The sequence below is a fragment of the Phytopseudomonas dryadis genome (assembly GCF_004327355.1).
GTDB classification, from domain to species: domain Bacteria; phylum Pseudomonadota; class Gammaproteobacteria; order Pseudomonadales; family Pseudomonadaceae; genus Aquipseudomonas; species Aquipseudomonas dryadis.
The window spans coordinates 25,345-43,690 of the sequence record NZ_QJUM01000020.1; the positions used below are offsets into that span (position 1 = coordinate 25,345).

At 65.6% G+C, this 18,346-nt stretch carries 14 protein-coding genes; 2 read left to right on the forward strand and 12 right to left on the reverse strand.

From position 1 onward, the window contains the following. Window positions 1-126 precede the first annotated feature (126 nt). The 4 genes from urtD to urtA all read right to left on the reverse strand — a co-directional run bounded on the left by urtD (window position 127) and on the right by urtA (window position 4,303). Window positions 127-888 carry an urea ABC transporter ATP-binding protein UrtD gene (urtD, locus tag DNK34_RS16830; RefSeq protein WP_131176252.1) on the reverse strand — a complete coding sequence of 254 codons (762 nt, stop codon included), beginning with the start codon at window positions 886-888 and terminating at the stop codon, window positions 127-129. After that, a complete protein-coding gene (gene urtC, locus DNK34_RS16835; protein ID WP_131176251.1) occupies window positions 885-2,054 on the reverse strand; it encodes an urea ABC transporter permease subunit UrtC in 1,170 nt (389 codons plus the stop codon). The genes urtD and urtC overlap by 4 nt, the downstream gene beginning before the upstream one ends. A 10-nt stretch (window positions 2,055-2,064) precedes the next feature. After that, the gene (gene urtB / locus DNK34_RS16840) at window positions 2,065-2,982 is read right to left on the reverse strand and encodes an urea ABC transporter permease subunit UrtB (protein WP_131176250.1); all 918 of its coding nucleotides are present in this window, start codon (window positions 2,980-2,982) and stop codon (window positions 2,065-2,067) included. 88 nt (window positions 2,983-3,070) lie between these two features. After that, window positions 3,071-4,303, reverse strand: coding sequence for an urea ABC transporter substrate-binding protein (gene urtA, locus DNK34_RS16845; RefSeq protein ID WP_131176249.1), 1,233 nt, complete (start codon window positions 4,301-4,303; stop codon window positions 3,071-3,073). Window positions 4,304-4,601: 298 nt separating this feature from the next. Between urtA and DNK34_RS16850 the strand changes: the two genes are divergently transcribed. Together DNK34_RS16850 and DNK34_RS16855 are read left to right on the forward strand one after the other, a co-directional pair. Further along, window positions 4,602-7,997, forward strand: a complete 3,396-nt coding sequence (locus tag DNK34_RS16850; RefSeq protein ID WP_131176248.1) for an ATP-binding protein — start codon at window positions 4,602-4,604, stop codon at window positions 7,995-7,997. Next, window positions 7,972-8,676, forward strand: coding sequence for a response regulator (locus DNK34_RS16855; RefSeq protein WP_131176247.1), 705 nt, complete (start codon window positions 7,972-7,974; stop codon window positions 8,674-8,676). The genes DNK34_RS16850 and DNK34_RS16855 overlap by 26 nt, the downstream gene beginning before the upstream one ends. A 144-nt stretch (window positions 8,677-8,820) precedes the next feature. Here the strand turns inward: DNK34_RS16855 and aauR are convergent, their stop codons facing one another. From aauR to adhP, 8 genes are all read right to left on the reverse strand, one after another. Then, a complete protein-coding gene (gene aauR, locus DNK34_RS16860) occupies window positions 8,821-10,143 on the reverse strand; it encodes a two-component response regulator AauR (protein WP_131176246.1) in 1,323 nt (440 codons plus the stop codon). Further along, a complete protein-coding gene (locus DNK34_RS16865) occupies window positions 10,136-12,040 on the reverse strand; it encodes a sensor histidine kinase (RefSeq protein WP_131176245.1) in 1,905 nt (634 codons plus the stop codon). Before DNK34_RS16865 ends, aauR begins: the two co-directional genes overlap by 8 nt. A 78-nt stretch (window positions 12,041-12,118) precedes the next feature. Continuing rightward, the gene (locus DNK34_RS16870; protein WP_131176244.1) at window positions 12,119-12,853 is read right to left on the reverse strand and encodes an amino acid ABC transporter ATP-binding protein; all 735 of its coding nucleotides are present in this window, start codon (window positions 12,851-12,853) and stop codon (window positions 12,119-12,121) included. Continuing rightward, on the reverse strand, window positions 12,850-13,518 hold the full coding sequence (locus DNK34_RS16875; RefSeq protein WP_207401605.1) for an amino acid ABC transporter permease: 669 nt from the start codon (window positions 13,516-13,518) through the stop codon (window positions 12,850-12,852). Before DNK34_RS16875 ends, DNK34_RS16870 begins: the two co-directional genes overlap by 4 nt. After that, on the reverse strand, window positions 13,515-14,261 hold the full coding sequence (locus DNK34_RS16880) for an amino acid ABC transporter permease (protein ID WP_131176242.1): 747 nt from the start codon (window positions 14,259-14,261) through the stop codon (window positions 13,515-13,517). Before DNK34_RS16880 ends, DNK34_RS16875 begins: the two co-directional genes overlap by 4 nt. 416 nt (window positions 14,262-14,677) lie before the next feature. Then, the gene (locus DNK34_RS16885) at window positions 14,678-15,586 is read right to left on the reverse strand and encodes a glutamate/aspartate ABC transporter substrate-binding protein (RefSeq protein ID WP_131176241.1); all 909 of its coding nucleotides are present in this window, start codon (window positions 15,584-15,586) and stop codon (window positions 14,678-14,680) included. Window positions 15,587-15,978: 392 nt separating this feature from the next. Then, window positions 15,979-16,776 (reverse strand): hypothetical protein, encoded by a 798-nt coding sequence (locus DNK34_RS16890; RefSeq protein ID WP_131176240.1) that lies wholly within the window; start codon window positions 16,774-16,776, stop codon window positions 15,979-15,981. Between the two features lie 253 nt (window positions 16,777-17,029). Beyond that, a complete protein-coding gene (adhP, locus tag DNK34_RS16895; RefSeq protein ID WP_131176239.1) occupies window positions 17,030-18,052 on the reverse strand; it encodes an alcohol dehydrogenase AdhP in 1,023 nt (340 codons plus the stop codon). Between the last annotated feature and the right edge of the window lie 294 nt (window positions 18,053-18,346).

The following is an 18,346-nucleotide window of genomic DNA, read 5'->3' on the forward strand; positions in this document are numbered from 1 at the left end:
CGCTGGAGGCTCGAGGCTGGACGAAATGCGGCGTTGCTCTCCTCGTCCAGCCTTCAGCGCTCTTTGCGGCTTTATAGCTGTCGTTACCCGATAGCCGTCTTTCGAAGACGGTGAAAGGCATGCCCCTCAATGCCCCAGGTACACCTCGATGACCTTGGGGTTGCTCTGCACCGCATCCATGCTGCCCTCGGCCAGCACCTTGCCCTGGTGCAGCACGGTGACGCGGTGGGCGATGCTCTTGACGAACTCCATATCGTGCTCGATGACCAGCACCGAACGCCCCTGGCTGATGCGTTTGAGCAACTCGGCCGTGGCCACCCGCTCGCTGACGCTCATGCCCGCCACCGGTTCGTCGAGCATCAGCAACTGCGGGTCTTGCATCAGCAGCATGCCGATCTCCAGCCACTGCTTCTGGCCGTGCGAGAGCAGGTCGGCCTGGCGGTGCAGGTGCTCGCCGAGCATGATCTCCGTGGCCACCTGCTCGACCCGTTCGATCACCTCGGGCGAGCGCTTGAAGAACAGCGCGCCGAACACCTTGCGTCCCTTGGGATAGGACATCTCCAGGTTCTCGAACACCGTGAGGTTCTCGTAGATCGACGGGGTCTGGAACTTGCGCCCGACCCCGGCGCGGACGATGTCGTACTCGCGCATGCGGGTCAGCTCGCGACCATCGAAATCGATGCTGCCGGCGCTGGCCCTGGTCTTGCCGCAGATCAGGTCGAGCACCGTGGTCTTGCCGGCGCCGTTGGGGCCGATCACCACATGCACCTCATTGCGGTCGACATAGAGATTGAGGTCGTTGACCGCCTTGAAGCCGTCGAAGGACACGCTCAGCCCCTCGATGGCCAGCACCGGCTTGGGCATCTGGAAGCCGCTGGGATGGCTCATGGCGTGGTCTCCAGTTCAGGGGTGGGGCGTTTGCTCGCGGCGACCGCGGCGGGCGGCGGCGCGGCGACCACCTGCGGCTTGCGCCGCAAGCGCGCCAGCCAGCGCTTGCCGTGGCTGTCCCAGAGGCCGGCGAGGCCGTTGGGGAAGTACATCACCACGACGATGAACAGCCCGCCCATCAGGTACAGCCACAGCTCGGGGAAGCTCTCGGAGAAGTAGGTCTTGCCGAAGTTGACCAGCAGCGCGCCGTACACTGCGCCGAGCAGCGACAGGCGCCCGCCGACCGCGGCGAAGATGACCATCTCGATCGACGGCACGATGCCGACGAAGCTCGGCGACATGAAGCCCACCTGCAGGGTGAACATCGCCCCGCCGATACCGGCGAACGCCGCGCCGACGCAGAACACGAAGACCTTGAAGCTGGCCACGTCGTAGCCGGAGAAACGCACCCGTTCCTCCTTGTCGCGCATCGCCAGCAGCAAGCGGCCGAGCTTGGAGGCGATGATGAAGCGGGCGATGAGGATGCAGCCGATCAGCAGCGCCGCGCTGACGAAGTAGAGGATCAGCTTGGCCTCGTCGCTACGGATGTCCCAGCCCTTCAGGGTGCGCAGGTCGGTGATGCCGTTGACCCCGCCGGTCAGGCCCTGCTGGCCGATGATCAGCACGGTGAGGATCAGCGCGATGGCCTGGGTGACGATGGAGAAGTACACGTCGCCGACGCGGCGCTTGAACATCGCCAGGCCGATCACCAGCGCCAGCAGCACCGGCACCGCCACTACCGCGACCAGGGTGAAGCCGAGGCTGTGGAAGGGCTCCCAGAACAGCGGCAGTTCGGTGATCTGGTTCCAGTCCATGAAGTCCGGAATGCCGGGGGTGGACTGGATCCTGGTGCTCTCCGGGTCGGACGCCTCGAGCTTGAGGAACATCGCCATGCAGTAGCCGCCGAGGCCGAAGAAGATGCCCTGGCCGAGGCTGAGGATGCCGCCGTAGCCCCAGCACAGCACCAGGCCGACGGCGACGAAGGCGTAGGTCAGGTACTTGCCCACCATGTTCAGGCGGAAGGCGTCGAGCGCCAGCGGCAGCACCACCAGGATCAGCGTGGCGAGCAGCGCCAGGCCGATGGCGCCCTGCTTGCCGCCGAGCAGTTTGTCGAGTGTCGGGTTCATCAGCGGCTCCTTATTTGCGCACCTTGATCGAGAACAGCCCCTGCGGGCGCAGCATCAGGATCAGCACCACCGCCGACAGGGTCAGCACCTTGGCCATCGAACCGCTGGTGAAGAACTCCAGCAGCGATTGCGCCTGGGCGATGCCGAACGCCGAGGCGATGGTGCCGAGCAGGCTGGAGGCGCCGCCGAACACCACCACCAGGAAGGTATCGACGATGTACAGGGAACCCGCGGTCGGCCCGGTGGAACCGATGGTGGTGAAGGCCGCGCCGGCGACACCGGCCACGCCGCAACCGAGGGCGAAGGTCATGCGGTCGACGCGCCGGGTATTGATGCCCACGCCACGCGCCATCACCCGGTTCTGCATGGTGGCGCGCACCTGCAGGCCCCAGCGCGAACGGTAGATCATGAGGAACAGGGTGGCGGTGAGCAGAACGGTCAGGCCCATGACGAACAGGCCGTTGCGCGGAATGTCGATGGCCTCGGTGGGGTTCCACGAGCCCATCAGCCAGTCCGGCAGGGTGGCGCTCACTTCACGGGCGCCGAAGATCGAGCGAAAGCCCTGCTGCATCACCAGCGACAGGCCCCACGTGGCCAGCAGGGTGTCCAGCGGGCGCTGGTAGAGCTTGCTGATCATCGCCCACTCCACCAGCCAGCCGATAACCCCGGCGATGAAGAACGAGAGGGCGATGGCGAGGAAGAAATAGTAGGGCCCGAAGGCCGGTGCGTATTGCGCGGTGAGTGAGGACACCACGAAGGTGGTGTAGGCGCCGATGGTGAGGAACTCGCCATGCGCCATGTTGATCACGCCCATCTGGCCGAAGATGATCGCCAGCCCCAGAGCCATCAGCAGCAGAACGCAGAACACGGACAAGCCGTTGAACCCCTGCATGGCCGCGATGGCGCCGAATTCCGATAGCCATTCCATTAGAGAATCCTCGTTGAAAGCCGCTGGAGGCTGGAGGCTGAACGAAATCGAATCGTCCAGCCTCCAGCGCTTTCTTCGGCTCTTCGCCTTACTGGTAGCCTTTCGGGAACGGATTCGGTTCGATCAGATCGGACTCGAATACCACCTTGAACTGACCGTCCTTCTGCACTTCACCGATGCGGGTCTTGCTCCACAGGTGATGGTTGTCGTGCACCTTGACGTAGCCTTCCGGCGCGCTGGTCAGCTCGATGCTCGGGGAAGCGGCGACCACCTTGTCGATGTCGAAGCTGCCGGCCTTCTCCACCGCGGCCTTCCACAGCCAGGGGCCGAGGTAGGCGGCCTGGGTCACGTCGCCGATCACCGCGTCCTTGCCGTACTTGGCCTTGAAAGCTTCGACGAAGGCGGTGTTGTTCGGGTTGTCCAGGCTCTGGAAGTACTTCATCGAGGCGTAGAAGCCTTCCATGTTCTCGCCGCCGATACCGAGCAGCTCATCCTCGGTCACCGACAGGGTCAGCAGGGTTTGCTTGTCGGCGGTCACGCCGGCGGCCTTCATCTGCTTGTAGAAGGCCACGTTGGAGCCGCCGACCACCGCGGCGAAGACCACGTCGGGCTTGCGCAGCTTGATCTTGTTGATCAGCGAGCCGAACTGGGTATTGCCCAGCGGGTAGTACTCCTCGCCGACCACCTTGCCACCGAGCACGCTCTCGATGTGCTTGCGGGCGATCTTCATCGAGGTGCGCGGCCAGATGTAGTCGGAGCCGATCAGGTAGAAGGTCTTGGCCTCCTTCTCCTTGGCCACCCAGTCGAGCCCGGCGAGGATCTGCTGGGTCGCCTCCTGGCCGGTGTAGATGACGTTCTTCGACTGCTCCAGGCCCTCGTAGAAGGTCGGGTAGTAGAGCAGCCCGTTCTCCCGCTCGAATACCGGCAGCACCGCCTTGCGCGAGGCCGAGGTCCAGCAGCCGAACACGGTGGCGACCTTGTCGTTCACCAGCAGCTTGCGCGCCTTCTCGGCGAAGGTTGGCCAGTCGGAAGCCCCATCTTCCTGGATCACCTTGATCTGCCGGCCGAGCACCCCGCCGCTGGCGTTGATCTGCTCGATGGCCAGGCGCTCGGCCTGGATCGACCCGGTCTCGGAAATGGCCATGGTGCCGGTGGCCGAATGCAGAATGCCGACCGTGACCTCGCTATCGGTCACCGCCAGGCCGGTGCTGTTCACCTCGGCGCTGGCCACCTGGCCGAACAGGCTGGCGGCCAGCAGCGAGAGCGCCGCGGCGCCCGCCGCCAGCCGGCGGGGAAGAAGTCGAATCGGTTGAGAATCCATCGCTTTGCTCCTGAGCTGGTTATTCGTGCCGAACCACGCCGGCTGCGCAGCCAGGATGCGTCGCCCCCGGCAAGCGGGGTATACGCAGCATGACGTAACGGCATACGTCATCTGACGTACAGCACCACGCGCCACCCTGGTGCAAGCTGAGCGCGAGAAAACCAGCCAGGCAGAAGCCCGCGCGCGCGACAGGGGCCTTGCCGAGCCGGGGCATGGAAGTTGCAGTTTTCGCCGAGCACAGGACTGCGCTCTCGCGGCTGGATCCGCCCTCAAAGAGACCAGAATCAGGACACCACCCGTGCAGCAGACCGGCACCCAGCGCATCATCAAGATCCGCCGCGACTACAACTCCTGGGTCGCCGACGAGACCATGGAAGACTACGCCCTGCGCTTCACGCCCAGGTCGTTTCGCAAGTGGTCGGAGCTGCGCATCGCCAACACCGCCCTGGGCGCGGTGTCGTTCCTCGCCCTGGAGGCCATCGGCGGCGCCCTGGCGCTGTCCTACGGCTTCACCAACACCCTGTGGGCGGTGCTCGCGGTGAGCCTGGTGATCTTCCTCACCGGCCTGCCGATCAGCTACTACGCCGCCCGCTACGGCCTGGACATGGACCTGCTGACCCGCGGCGCCGGCTTCGGTTACATCGGCTCGACCATCACCTCGCTGATCTACGCCAGCTTCACCTTCCTGTTCTTCGCCCTCGAGGCAGCGATCATGGCCCTGGCCCTGGAGCTGTACTTCGACATCCCGCTGGCCCTGGCCTACGTCCTCTGCTCGATCATCATCATCCCGCTGGTGGCCTACGGCGTGACCCTGATCAGCCGCCTGCAACTGTGGACCCAGCCGCTGTGGCTGATCCTGCTGCTGCTGCCCTACGTGTTCGTCATCGCCAAGAACCCCGAGGCGCTATCGGATCTGACCAGTTTCGCCGGCCGCGAGGGCGAGCCCGGCAGCTTCAACCTGCTGCACTTCGGCGCCGCCTGCACCGTGGCCCTGGCGCTGGTCACGCAGATCGGCGAGCAGGTCGACTACCTGCGCTTCCTGCCGGAGAAGACCCGGGCCAACCGCGGCCGCTGGTGGGCCGCGCTGGTACTCGCCGGGCCTGGCTGGATCATTCCCGGGGCGCTGAAAATGCTCGCCGGCGCCTTCCTCGCCTTTCTCGCCCTGCAGCATGAAATCCCCATCGAGCGCGCCGCCGAGCCGACGCAGATGTACCTGGTGGCCTTCAACTACGTGTTCGCCTCGCCGCAGTGGGCGCTGGCGGCCATGGTGCTGTTCGTCATCGTCAGCCAGGTGAAGATCAACGTCACCAACGCCTACGCCGGCTCGCTGGCCTGGTCCAACTTCTTCGCCCGCATCACCCACAGCCACCCCGGCCGCGTGGTGTGGCTGGTGTTCAACGTGGCCATCGCCCTGATCCTGATGGAGCTGGGCGTGTTCGAGGCGATCGAGGAGGTGCTCGGCCTCTACGCCAATATCGCCATCGCCTGGATCGGCGCGCTGGTCGCCGACCTGGTGCTGAACAAGCCGCTGGGGCTGTCGCCGAAGTACATCGAGTTCAAGCGCGCACACCTGTACGACATCAACCCGGTGGGCGTCGGCGCCATGCTGATCGCCTCCCTGCTCTCGGTGCTGGCCCACGGCGGCCTGTTCGGCGAACTGGCCCAGGCCGCCTCACCCGCGGTGGCGCTGGGCTCGGCCTTCCTCCTCGCGCCGCTGCTGGCCTGGGCCACCGGCGGGCGCTACTACATCGCCCGCGAGCGCCAGCCGCATCTGCTCTACCCCTACACCCAGGCGGGCCAGGTGCAGTGCGTGCTGTGCAGCAACCGCTTCGAGGAGCCGGACACCGCCTTCTGCCCGGCCTACGGCGCGCCGATCTGCTCGTTGTGCTGCTCGCTGGACGCGCGCTGCGACGACCTGTGCAAGCCCCGCGCACGGCTGGTCGACCAGCTCGACGACTTCGTCGGCTGGCTGTTTCCCAGGGTCTCCATCCCGCGCCTGCACAGTCGCCTGGCGCAGTACCTGGGACTGCTGAGCCTGCTGGTGCTGATGCTGTTCGGCGCCCTGGCGCTGATCTACAGCCAGGTCTCGCTGGGCCTGTCGACGCAGGAGCCGGAGATGCGCCAGACGCTGTTCCAGGCTTTCCTCAAGGCCTTCCTGACCCTCTCGCTGTTCGCCGCCATGCTCGCCTGGTGGCTGGTGCTGACCCGCGAGAGCCGCCGCGTGGCGCAGGAGGAATCGGATCGCCAGACCCTGCTGCTGATGCAGGAGATCGAGGCCCACCGCAAGACCGACGAAGCCCTGCAGCAGGCCAAGGAAGCCGCCGAGGCGGCCAACGCGGCGAAGAGCCGCTACGTCACCGGGCTGTCCCACGAACTGCGCACGCCGCTCAACAGCATCCTCGGCTACACCCAGATCCTGCAGCGCGACGCGGCCATGCCGCCCCAGCACCAGGATGCCCTGGCCACCATCCTGCGCAGCGGCTCGCACCTGCTGTCGCTGATCGACGGCCTGCTCGACGTGGCCAGGATCGAGGCCGGCAAGCTGCACCTGGAGCTGGCGGAAATCCCCTTCCCCGAGTTCATCGATCAGCTCGAACGCATGTTCACCCCGCAGGCGGCGGAAAAGGGCCTGGGTTTCACCCTCGAACGCCTCGGCCGCATGCCGGCGGTGGTGCGCGGCGACGAGAAGCGCGTGCGGCAGATCCTGATCAACCTGCTGGGCAACGCGGTGCGCTTCACCGACCACGGCGAAGTGCGCCTGCGCGTCGGCTACATGCGCGAGACCGCCACCTTCGAGATCATCGACACCGGTATCGGCATCGCGCTGGAGCAGATCGAACGCATCTTCCAGCCGTTCGAGCGCGGCGACCTGATGCGCCAGGACAACGGCGTCGGCCTCGGCCTGACCATCACCCGCATGCTCACCGCACTGATGGGCGGCGAGCTGTCGGTGCACAGCGAGCCGGGCCAGGGCACCCGCTTCCAGGTGCGCCTGTTCCTCTCCGAAGTGCGCGTGCCGCAGGCGGTGGTGTACGTCGAGCACGACATCCTCGGCTACCAGGGCGAGCGCCGGCTGATCCTGGTGGTGGACGACCACCTGGAACACCGCCGCGTGCTGGCCGGCATGCTCGAACCGCTGGGCTTTTCGGTGATCCAGGCCGCCAGCGGCCAGGAAGCCATCCGCCTGGTGGCGCTGCACGGCCCGGACCTGATCCTCATGGACCTGTCCATGCCGCAGATGGACGGCTGGGAAACCAGCCGCCTGATCCGCCGCAACACCCGGTGCCGGGCGCCGATCATCGTGATCTCCGCCAACGCCTTCACCGACGACCGCGAACGCAGCGTCGCCGCCGCCTGCGACGACTACCTGGCCAAGCCGGTGTACACCCCGCAGTTGCTCGAACGCATCCAGCGGCAACTCGGTCTGACCTGGCTGCACCGCACCCAGGAACAAGCGCCAGCCGCCCAGGCCATGGTGCTGCCGGGCAGCGACGACCTGCAGGCGCTGCGCGAGCTCGGTGCCCTGGGCTACGTGCGCGGCATCCAGCAGCACCTGGATGACATCGACCAGCGTGACCCCGCCTGCGCCAGTTTCACCGCCACACTGCGTTTGCTGGTGAAGAACTTCCAGCTCGACGAATTCAACCGCCAACTGAAGGAGGCCGAACATGAATGCGCCACTCCCCCAGCCTGAATCGAGGCTGCCTGCCAGCCTGCCGGCCGAGCGCGGCATCATCCTCATCGTCGACGACACCCCGGACAACCTCGCGCTGCTCTCCGACGCTCTCGACGATGCCGGCTACATGGTGTTGGTGGCGCTGGACGGCGCCAGCGCGCTGGGGCGCATCCAGCGGCGGCGCCCCGACCTGATCCTGCTCGACGCGATGATGCCGGGGCTGGACGGCTTCGAGACCTGCCGACGGATCAAGGCCGATCCCGATAGCGCCGACATCCCGGTGCTGTTCATGACCGCCCTGACCGACAGCGAGCACGTGGTACAGGGCTTCGAGGCCGGTGGCATCGACTACGTGACCAAGCCGATCAACCCGGGCGAGGTGCTCGCCCGCGTCGCCTCGCACCTGCGCACCGCGCGCATCCTGCAGGCGGCACGCGCCGCCTCGGAACCGCTCAACCTGAGCCTGGACGATGCCCCGGCCCATGCGTGCCTGTCGGCGCGTTTCCAGCTCACCGAGCGCGAGGTGCAGGTGCTGCGCTGGGTGGCCTGCGGCAAGACCAACCGCGACATCGGCGACATCCTCGGCCTCAGCCCGCGCACGGTGAACAAGCACCTGGAGCACGTCTACGTGAAATTGGGTGTGGAGACCCGAACCGCGGCGGCTGCGGTAGCCATTTCTGCCAGAATGGTGCGTTGATCCGCTCGGTTCGTCGCCATACCCTCGGTTGCCGGGTCGTGTCGCTACAGGGCACCGCCAAAAACTGCTTGCGTTGTCATCGCGTGGAATGCCAGCCGGGTTTTGACGCCGCATGACCGAGCGCAGTCGTATTCACACAGCCTGCTACAGCCCGTATTTCTTCACCTTGTCGAACAGCGTGGTCTTGGCCATGCCCAGGGCCTGGGCGGCCTGGCTGAGGTTGCCGGCGTGGCGCTCCAGGGCGTCGCTGAGCAGGCTGCGCTCGAAGGCTTCCACCGCCTCGGCGAAGGCCGGGGCGTTGCCGTCGGTGCTGCCGCCGCTCTTCTTGAACACCGGCAGGCCCAGGGCGAAGCGCTCGGCGACGTTGCGCAGCTCGCGCACGTTGCCCGGCCAGTCGTGGGCGGTCAGGGTGGCGATGGTCTGCCGATCCAGTTCCGGCACGGCGCGGTCGAAGCGCAATGCCGACAGCTGCAGGAAGTGTTCGAACAGCAGGCTGATGTCTTCGCGGCGTTCGCGCAGCGGCGGCAGTTCCAGGGTCACCACGTTGAGCCGGTAGTACAGGTCGCTGCGGAACTGCCCGGCCTTGCCGGCTTCGTCGAGGTCGGCCTTGGTCGCGGCGATCACCCGGCAGTCGACCTGCACCGACTGGTTCGAGCCCAGGCGCTCCAGGCTGTGTTCCTGCAGCACGCGCAGCAGCTTGATCTGCAGGTTCAGCGGCATGCTCTCGACCTCGTCGAGAAACAGGGTGCCGCCATCGGCGTGTTCGATCTTGCCGATGCGCCGTTTGCCGGCGCCGGTGAAGGCATGGGCCTCGTGGCCGAAGATCTCGCTCTCGAACAGGTTTTCCGGCAGGCCGCCGCAGTTGAGGGCGACGAAGGCCTTGCTCTGCCGCCGGCTGAAGTCGTGCAGGCAGCGGGCGACCAGCTCCTTGCCGGTGCCGGTTTCGCCTTCGATCAGCACGTTGGCCGAGGTGTCGGCGACATTGGCGATCAGCTCGCGCAACGCCTGCATGGCCGGCGAGCGGCCGATCAGGCGTTGTTCCAGCGCCTGTTTGCCGGCCAGTTGGCGCCGCAGCGACGACACTTCCCGGGCCAGGCTGCGTTGTTCCAGCGCGCGCCGGGTGACGTCGACCAGGCGTTCGGGGGAGAAGGGTTTTTCCATGAAGTCGTAGGCGCCGTCGCGCATCGCGCCGACCGCCATGCCGATGTCGCCGTGGCCGGTGATCAGCACCACCGGCAGGGCCGGATCGCGGCGCTTGAGTTCGGCGAGCAGCTGCAGGCCGTCCATGCCGGGCAGGCGGATATCGCTGATGACGATGCCGGCGAAGTCGGCGTCGATGCGTTGCAGGGCCTGTTCGGCGCTACCGACGCCCTCGCTGACGATGTCTTCCAGGGCCAGGGCCTGCTGGCAGCCGAGCAGCACGTGGGGATCGTCTTCGACGATCAGCACGGTGAGGGCGTCATTCATGCTCGAGTGTCTCCGTGACAAGGGCGGCTTGGGGCAGGTTCAGTTCGAAGGCGGTGCCGCCGCTGGCCGGATGCTCGACCGTGAGGCTGCCGCCGGCGGCCGCGGCCAGGCTGGCGGAGAGAGTCAGGCCGAGGCCCAGGCCCTGTTCGCCGGGTTTGGTGGTGAAGAAGGGTTCGAACAGGTGCACCCGGGCCGCGGGGTCGATGCCCGGGCCGTTGTCGCGCACGCTGAAGCGATAGCGCTGGCCATCCTCGCGGCCGCACAGCCACAGCTGGCGATCCTGCTGGGCGCTCATGGCATCCGCGGCGTTGGCGATCAGGTTGACCAGGATCTGCTCCAGGCGGGTCTGGTCGATGGCCAAGCGGGTGTCGCCGTATTGACGGTGGATGCGCAGCGGCGTGCGCTCCAGGCGCGGCTGCACCACCAGCAGCGCCGCTTCCACGGCCTTGTCCAGGCTGGCTTCGCCGTGATCGTCGGAGCGGCGGGCGAAGGCGCGCAGGCTGCCGGTGATCTTGCCCATGCGGTCGACCAGTTCGTTGATGGTCTGCAGGTTGGTGCTGGCGACGTCGTAGGCGCCGCGGGCGAGAAAGCGCACGGTGTTGCCGGACAGGGTGCGCAGCGCCGCCAGGGGCTGGTTGAGCTCGTGGGCGATGCTGGTGGACATCTGCCCGATCACCGCCAGTTTGCCGGCCTGCACCAGCTCGTCCTGGGTCTTGCGCAGGTCGTTCTCGGTCTGCCGGCGTTCGCGGATTTCCGCCTTGAGCCGGTCGTTGCTGGCGCGCAGATCGGCGGTGCGGTCGGCGATCCGGCGTTCCAGTTCGTTGTTGGCTGCCTGCAGGGCTTCGCGGGCGGCCAGGCGCGTGGCGATGACCTTGCGCCGTTCGTTCCAGGCGATCAGCAGAAAGGCCAGCAGGGCGAAGGCCACGGCGGCGAGCATGCCATTGCTGATCGCTTCGCGGCGCAGATCCTGCAGCGGGCTGAGCAGGGTGAGGTGCCAGGGCGTGTCGTCCAGCGGCCGGGTCTGGGCCAGGTAGTTGATCGATTGGTCGCGGCTCGCGGGGGTGCCGGCGGCAAAGCTGACATGCTCGACGCCTTCGCCCAGCGGCGTGCGCGCCAGCGGGATCAGCTCATCGAGAGACGACCAGTGATACTGCAGGCTGCGCGCCAGGCGTTCCTTGATGTCGGCGTTCAGCGGGCGCACGGCCTTGAGCCGGCGCGCCGGGTTGCTGGAGAGGATGATGATGCCGTTCTCGTCGCTGACGTAGGCTTCCAGGCGCGCCCGCTGCCAGCGCTGCTCCAGGGCGTCGAGGCGCACCTTGACCACGGCCACGCCGATGATCCGGCCATTGGCCTTGAGCCCGTGGGACAGGTAGTAGCCGGCTTCGCCAATGGTGCTGCCGATGCCGTAGAAGCGCCCGGGTTCGCCGAGCACCGCATCCTGGAAATAGGCCCGGAAGGACAGGTCCTCGCCCAGGTAGCTGTCGGCCTGGCGCCAGTTGCTGGTGGCCATGACGCGGCCGTCGGTGTCCATGACGTAGATGGCCAGGCTGCCACTGCGTCGGTTGAGGCCTTCGAGGTAATCGTTGACGCGCTGACGACGGTAGGCGTCGGGCGTCAGCAGCAGGCGGCTGACGTTGGACTCCAGCTCCAGCAGGCTGGGCAGGTAGGTGTACTTGGTGATCTCGCTTTCCACCGCGCGGGCGTTGAGCTCGAGTTGCCGTTCGCCGCTTTCGATCAGGGCGCGGATACCGGCCTTTTCGCTGATGTGGTAGCCGGCGTAGCCGCAGCCGAGCACCAGCACGAGCATCAGCAGGATCAGCGACAGGTGGCGGACGAGGCGCGGTTTCACGGTCAAGGCGGGTGGCACCACACGGAGACTGGCGGAAGCGCATTGCATCACAGTCCTCCGGGGCTGGCCAGTTGTGGAGCGGGTCGCTGACTGTTGGAGCCAGCTTGCTGGCTCCAACAGGGTGCGTCAGTGCTGCAGGATCTTGGCGAGGAACTGCTGGGCGCGGTCGGAGCGGGCGCTGACATCGCCGAAGAACTCTTCCTTGGGGCAGTCCTCGACGATCTGGCCGGCGTCCATGAAGATCACCCGGTCGGCGACCTTGCGGGCGAAGCCCATCTCGTGGGTCACGCACATCATGGTCATGCCTTCGTGGGCCAGCTGCACCATCACGTCGAGCACTTCGTTGACCATTTCCGGATCCAGCGCCGAGGTCGGTTCGTCGAACAGCATCACCACCGGGTCCATGGCCAGGGCGCGGGCGATGGCCACGCGCTGTTGCTGGCCGCCGGACAGCTGGCCGGGATGCTTGTGCGCATGCTCCTTGAGGCCGACGCGCTCGAGCAGGGCCAGGCCCTTCTGGGTGGCTTCGGCCTTGCTGCGGCCGAGCACCTTGATCTGCGCGATGGTCAGGTTCTCGGTGATGCTCAGGTGCGGGAACAGCTCGAAGTGCTGGAACACCATGCCGACCCGCGAACGCAGCTTGGGCAGGTTGGTCCTGGGGTCGGCGATGGAGGTGCCGTCGACGGTGATGTCGCCCTTCTGGAACGGCTCCAGGGCATTGACGCACTTGATCAGGGTGGACTTGCCCGAGCCGGACGGCCCGCACACCACCACCACTTCGCCCTTGTTCACTTGCGTGGTGCAGTCGGTCAGCACCTGGAAGTCCCCGTACCACTTGTTGACGTTCTGGATGGAAATCATACGGCTAACCTTTTTTGCAGGAATTTCACCAGCTGCGAGGCGGCGAAGCTGATCGTGAAGTAGACGAGGCCGGCGAAGATCAGGAACTCGTGGGGCTGGCCGATGATGTCGCCGCGCGAGCGGGCGGCATTGAGGAAGTCCATCAGGCCGACGGTGTAGACCAGCGAGGTGTCCTGGAACAGGATGATGCTCTGCTGCAGCAGCAGCGGGGTCATCTTGCGGAACGCCTGGGGCAGGATGATCAGGCGCATGGTCTGCGCGTAGTTCATGCCCAGCGCCTGGGCGGCGCCCATCTGGCCCTTGGGAATGGACTGGATGCCGGCCCGCACGATCTCGCAGAAGTACGCCGCCTCGAACATGATGAAGGCCACCAGGCACGAGGCGAAGGCGCCGACCGGGGTGTCTTCGCCGGTGATCCAGCGCAGGATGAAGGGCACCGCGAAGTAGAACCAGGTGATCACCAGCAGCAGCGGGATCGAGCGGAAGTAGTTGACGTAGGTGGCGGCGACGTTCGACAGCAGCTTGCTGTGCGACAGGCGCATCATGGCCAGGACGGTGCCCAGCACCACGCCGCCGAGCACGCCCATGACCATCAGCTGCAGGGTCATGGCCATGCCTTCCCAGAGGCCGGGCAGGGCCGGGATGATCTGACTGAAATCCATCACTTGCCTCCCACGGAAATCAGGCCCGGTACCGCGACCTTGCGTTCGACCATGCGCATGAGCAGCATCAGGCTCATGTTCAGGGTGAAGTAGATCAGCGTGGCCAGGGTGAAGGCTTCGAACAGGTTGGCGCTGAATTCGGCGGTCTGCTTGGTCTGCGCCAGCAGCTCCATGAGGCCGATCAGCGAGGCCACCGAGGAGTTCTTGAAGATGTTGAGGAACTCGCTGGTCAGCGGCGGAATGATGATCCGGTAGGCCTGGGGCAGCAGCACGTTGCGGTAGATCTGCGGCAGGCGGAAACCCATGGCATAGGCCGCGGCGGTCTGCCCGGCGGGCAGCGCCTGGATACCGGTGCGCACCTGCTCGCACACCCGCGCGGCGGTGAACAGGCCCAGGCACACGACCACGCTCAGGTAGGCCGAGGTGGCCGGGGAGAGATCCTGCTTGAACCAGATCTCCAGCGGTTCGGGCAGCAGGTCGGGTACCAGGAAGTACCAGAGGAACAGTTGCACCAGCAGCGGTACGTTGCGGAACACTTCCACATAGGCCGTGGCGATGCCGGCGATCAGACGGTTCGGCACGGTGCGCATGACGCCGAGCAGCGAGCCGAGCGACAGGGCGATCAGCCAGCCGACCACGGCGATGGCGATGGTCCAGCCCAGGCCGGTGAGAAACCACTCCAGGTAGATCTCGCTGCCGATGCCGGTGGGCTTGAAGAATATGCCCCAGTCCCAGTTGTAGTTCATGCGGGTTTCCCCTCGCGTGAGGATACGATCTGCTGCGCGTCGGCCCTGCTGCGTTGAAAACAGACTCGGAAGTCGCTTGCGACTAACGCACTTCAGTGCGGCCCCGAAAGGGGCGAATGAAGTGAGTCATGCTCATGTGCTGCAGCACACTCCGCTTCCTCGCCTGCTTTATTCGCTGGCGCTCACCCTTCGGGCCAGCCTTTGGCCGTTACTCCCGTTGGTCGTTGCGCCTTGCATGGCTCTAGCTCGCGAGATCTTGAATACGTTCTACGCTGGCGAAGCGCGAGAGGGGTAACGGATGCCCGTACCCCATGGGCGGATAGCCTCGGCTTCGTCAGAAATTAGATTGGGGAAGCCGCTGGCTTCCCCGGGGTCCCCGCGCCGTCACGCCTTGTGAGCGTGGCGGCGCATCACCGTCAGATCTGTTCTGCAGATTTGTCGGTCGGTTCGGCGATCAGCTTTTTCAGCTCATCGCTCATGGGGAAATTCAGGTTCAGGCCTTTTGGCGGTACCGGCTGCTGGAACCACTTGCCATAGATGTCGTTGATTTCGCCGGAGGCGAAGGTGTCGCTGATGGCCTTGTCGACCACTTTCTTGAAGCCTTCGTCGCCCTTGCGCATCATGCAGCCGTAGATCTCGAAGGACTGCGGCTCGCCGACCACGACCCAGTCATCGGGCTTCTTGGCCTTGGCCATTTCGCCGGCCAGCAGGGCGTCATCCATCATGAAGGCCACGGCGCGGTTGGATTCGAGCATGAGGAAGGATTCGCCGTGATCCTTGGCGGAAATCACGTTCATGCCCATCTTCTTCGCGGCGTTCATGGATTTGAGCAGGCGCTCGGAGGTGGTGCCGGCGGTGGTCACCACGTTCTTGCCCTTGAGATCCGGGAAGTCGTTGATGCCCGAGGTCTTCTTGGTCAGCAGGCGGGTGCCCACCTCGAAGATGCCCACCGAGAAATCGACCTGGCGCTGGCGCTCGAGGTTGTTGGTGGTGGAGCCGCACTCCAGGTCCACGGTGCCGTTCTGCACCAGCGGGATGCGGGTCTGCGAGGTGACCAGGTTGTAGCGAACGCGCAGGTCGGGGATATCCAGTTCCTGCTTGAGTGCCTCGACCACCTTGAGCTGCAGGTCATGGGAGTAACCCACCGGCTGCTGCGGGCTATCGGCGAAGTAGGAGAAGGGGATGGACGAGTCGCGGTGGCCCAGGGTGACGGTGCCCGATTCCTTGATCTTCTTCAGGGTGCCGGTGAGTTCGGCGGCCAGGGTCGGGGTGGACATCAGGGCGGCGGTAACCGCTACAGCCAATACGCGGGGGACAATACGCATGAGTCGATTTTCCTCGGTGTTGTTGTTATGCGAGGCCGTGGCAGCGCGTTGGCTGGCACGCACCTCTTGTGGAAGAGCTATCGCATTCCTGCAGGCATAGGGAGCAGGATGCATGCCAGGCTTTGGCTGCACCGCCAGAGGCTGGCAACTCATTGAAAATATTGAGGTATTGTTTTTTCGCGCGGAACGCTTGGGGCCGCAGGGGTTCGGATATTCGATTGCGGCGCGCCTTGTCGTTCGGAAAGCCGAACGACAAGGCGCGTTTTGTAGCTACAGGCTCGAGCCACGGTAAGGCCAGAGTGAAAGCTTGACTGCCATCGGCGCCAGGCCCGCATGCTGATCGGCTTGCAGCTTGCAGCTTGCAGCTTGCAGCTTGCAGCTTGCAGCTTGCGTCAGCGATTGCGCAGGAAGGCGTTGATGAAATCGCCCTGGTTGGGCGCCTCGCGTTCGGTGGTGAAGACGATTCGGCCATCCTGCTCGCGTACCTTCATCTCCTTGCCGAAGCTGCACTGCACGGTGTTCAGCGTCTGCGTCTGCTGCTTGAAGTCGGCCGAACTGGCGCACAGGTTGCCCATCTGGGTGACCACCTCGCCGCAGAAGCTGGAAATGCTCAGTTCCTTGAGAAGGGTTTCGTCGAGGCCTTTCCAGTCCACCTCGGTGGTCAGCTTGCTGCCGCAACTGGCGGAGGCCTGGGCGTCCAGCTCCTGCAGGCGCTGCACGTGATACTGCTGGCGTTTCTCGCGATCGAAGCGGGCCAGTTCGTCCTGTACGCCGTCGCTCTTCTGCTTTTCGTAGAGGGCGAGCAACTCGGCGGGTTTGACCGCCTTGCTGGCCTTTTCATCGAAGCCCAGGTACAGCGGCTCGCGGCTGTCGGGCAGGTACAGCTGGTAGGACTCGCCGCCCCAGGCCTGGCGCTGCGTCACCAGGTTGTAGCGGCTGCCGTCCAGGGTGGTGCTGTAGTCGTGTTCCTGCTGCCCGCGTTGCCTGATCTCGGTCAGCAGGACGACCTCGTCCAGCGCATGATTGATGCCACGGATCTGCACCAGTGCCTGGCGCTCGTCGCTGCTGGGCGCCAGGATCACGCTGACGCCTTTGTCGGCGGTGAAGGCCTTGGGGTACTTGGCCAGTTCCAGCGCGCTGGCATTGAAGGTCAGGAAGGTGGAGGCGATGAGCAGCGACAGCCGTGTCATGGCGGAGTCCTTGTGGTGGGTGAAAAGGCAATGGTAAACGCGTCCGACAATGGGCGATGTGACTCCGTTCCCCGCTGTCGGTTCTGTCGGGCATGACGCGTGCTCGAAGGCTCGCGAGCCAGGGTCATGGAGCCAGGGCGGCTCCACGCAAGAGGTTCATGTGCGCTCGCCGCGGGGTGCGCCGGCCGCGAGCGCTTTGCCAGCGGGCTGGCGTTGCAGCCCGCTTAACGCGGCACGGCCGACGTCTCGGCTGTCAGAACTGCATCACCACCCGCCCTTCTATCTTGCCCGCGCGCATCTGCTCGAGGATGCCGTTGACGTTGTCCAGGCTGTCGGTGTGGATGGTCGCCTTGACCAGTCCTTCACCGGCGAAGTCCAGCGCCTCCTGCAGGTCGGCGCGGGTACCGACGATGGAGCCGGTGATGCTGATGGCCTTGAGCACCACATCGAAGATCGGCGTCGGGAAGTCGCCTGGCGGCAGGCCAATCAGGGCCACCGTGCCGCCGCGTCGGGCCATGCCGATGGCCTGGCCGAAGGCGCTGTTGGACACCGCCGTGACCAGCACGCCATGGGCGCCGCCGATATCGCGTTGAATGACGTCGGCCGGGTTCTCGTTGCGGGCATTGATGGTCAGGCTGGCGCCGAGCTTCTTCGCCAGCTCCAGCTTGGCGTCGTCGACATCGATGGCGGCCACGTGCAGGCCCATGGCGCGGGCGTACTGCACGGCGACGTGGCCGAGGCCGCCGATACCGGAAATGGCCACCCACTGGCCGGGCCGGGCGCCGGTCACCTTCAGGCCCTTGTACACGGTGACGCCGGCACAAAGGATGGGCGCGATTTCGGCGAATTCGACGCTCTTCGGCAGCAGACCGACGTAGTTTGGATCGGCCAGCACGTATTCGGCGTAACTGCCGTTGACCGAATAGCCGGTGTTCTGCTGATCGGCGCAGAGGGTTTCCCAGCCGGTCAGGCAGTGCTCGCAGCAGCCACAGGCGGTGTACAGCCAGGGCACGCCGACGCGGTCGCCCTCCTTGACCCGGGTCACGCCGCTGCCCACGGCGGCGACGTAACCGACGCCCTCATGGCCGGGAATGAACGGCAGGCTGGGTTTGACCGGCCAGTCGCCGTCGGCGGCGTGCAGATCGGTATGGCAGACACCGGCGGCCTCGATCTTGACCAGGATCTGCCCCGGGCCGGGCAGCGGAACTTTCACTTCTTCCAAGCGTAGCGGCTCGCCGAAGGTGTGTACGACGGCGGCTTTCATGGTCTGTTGCATGGCGCGTTCCTCCTATTCCCATGGAGGGAACAGTGTGGCTCATCGTTCTGAATGTGCATTGTCCCTGCGCAATGTTTTCAGCCTGGTGGCCGCTGCGATGTGCCTTGGGCGCCCGAGGGCCGGGCGCTGCAGCCTTGCGTCAGGTGCCGCTGTAGACCATCGGCCAATGGATGAATCCCGGTGCGGTTCTGGTATAATCAACGGTTTTCGCAAGCCACGCCCCTCGGGCGTGGCTTTTGATTTTCGGCAAGCGCCCGACAGCAGGGCGCTCCCTGCCGGACAGCCCGTATCGAG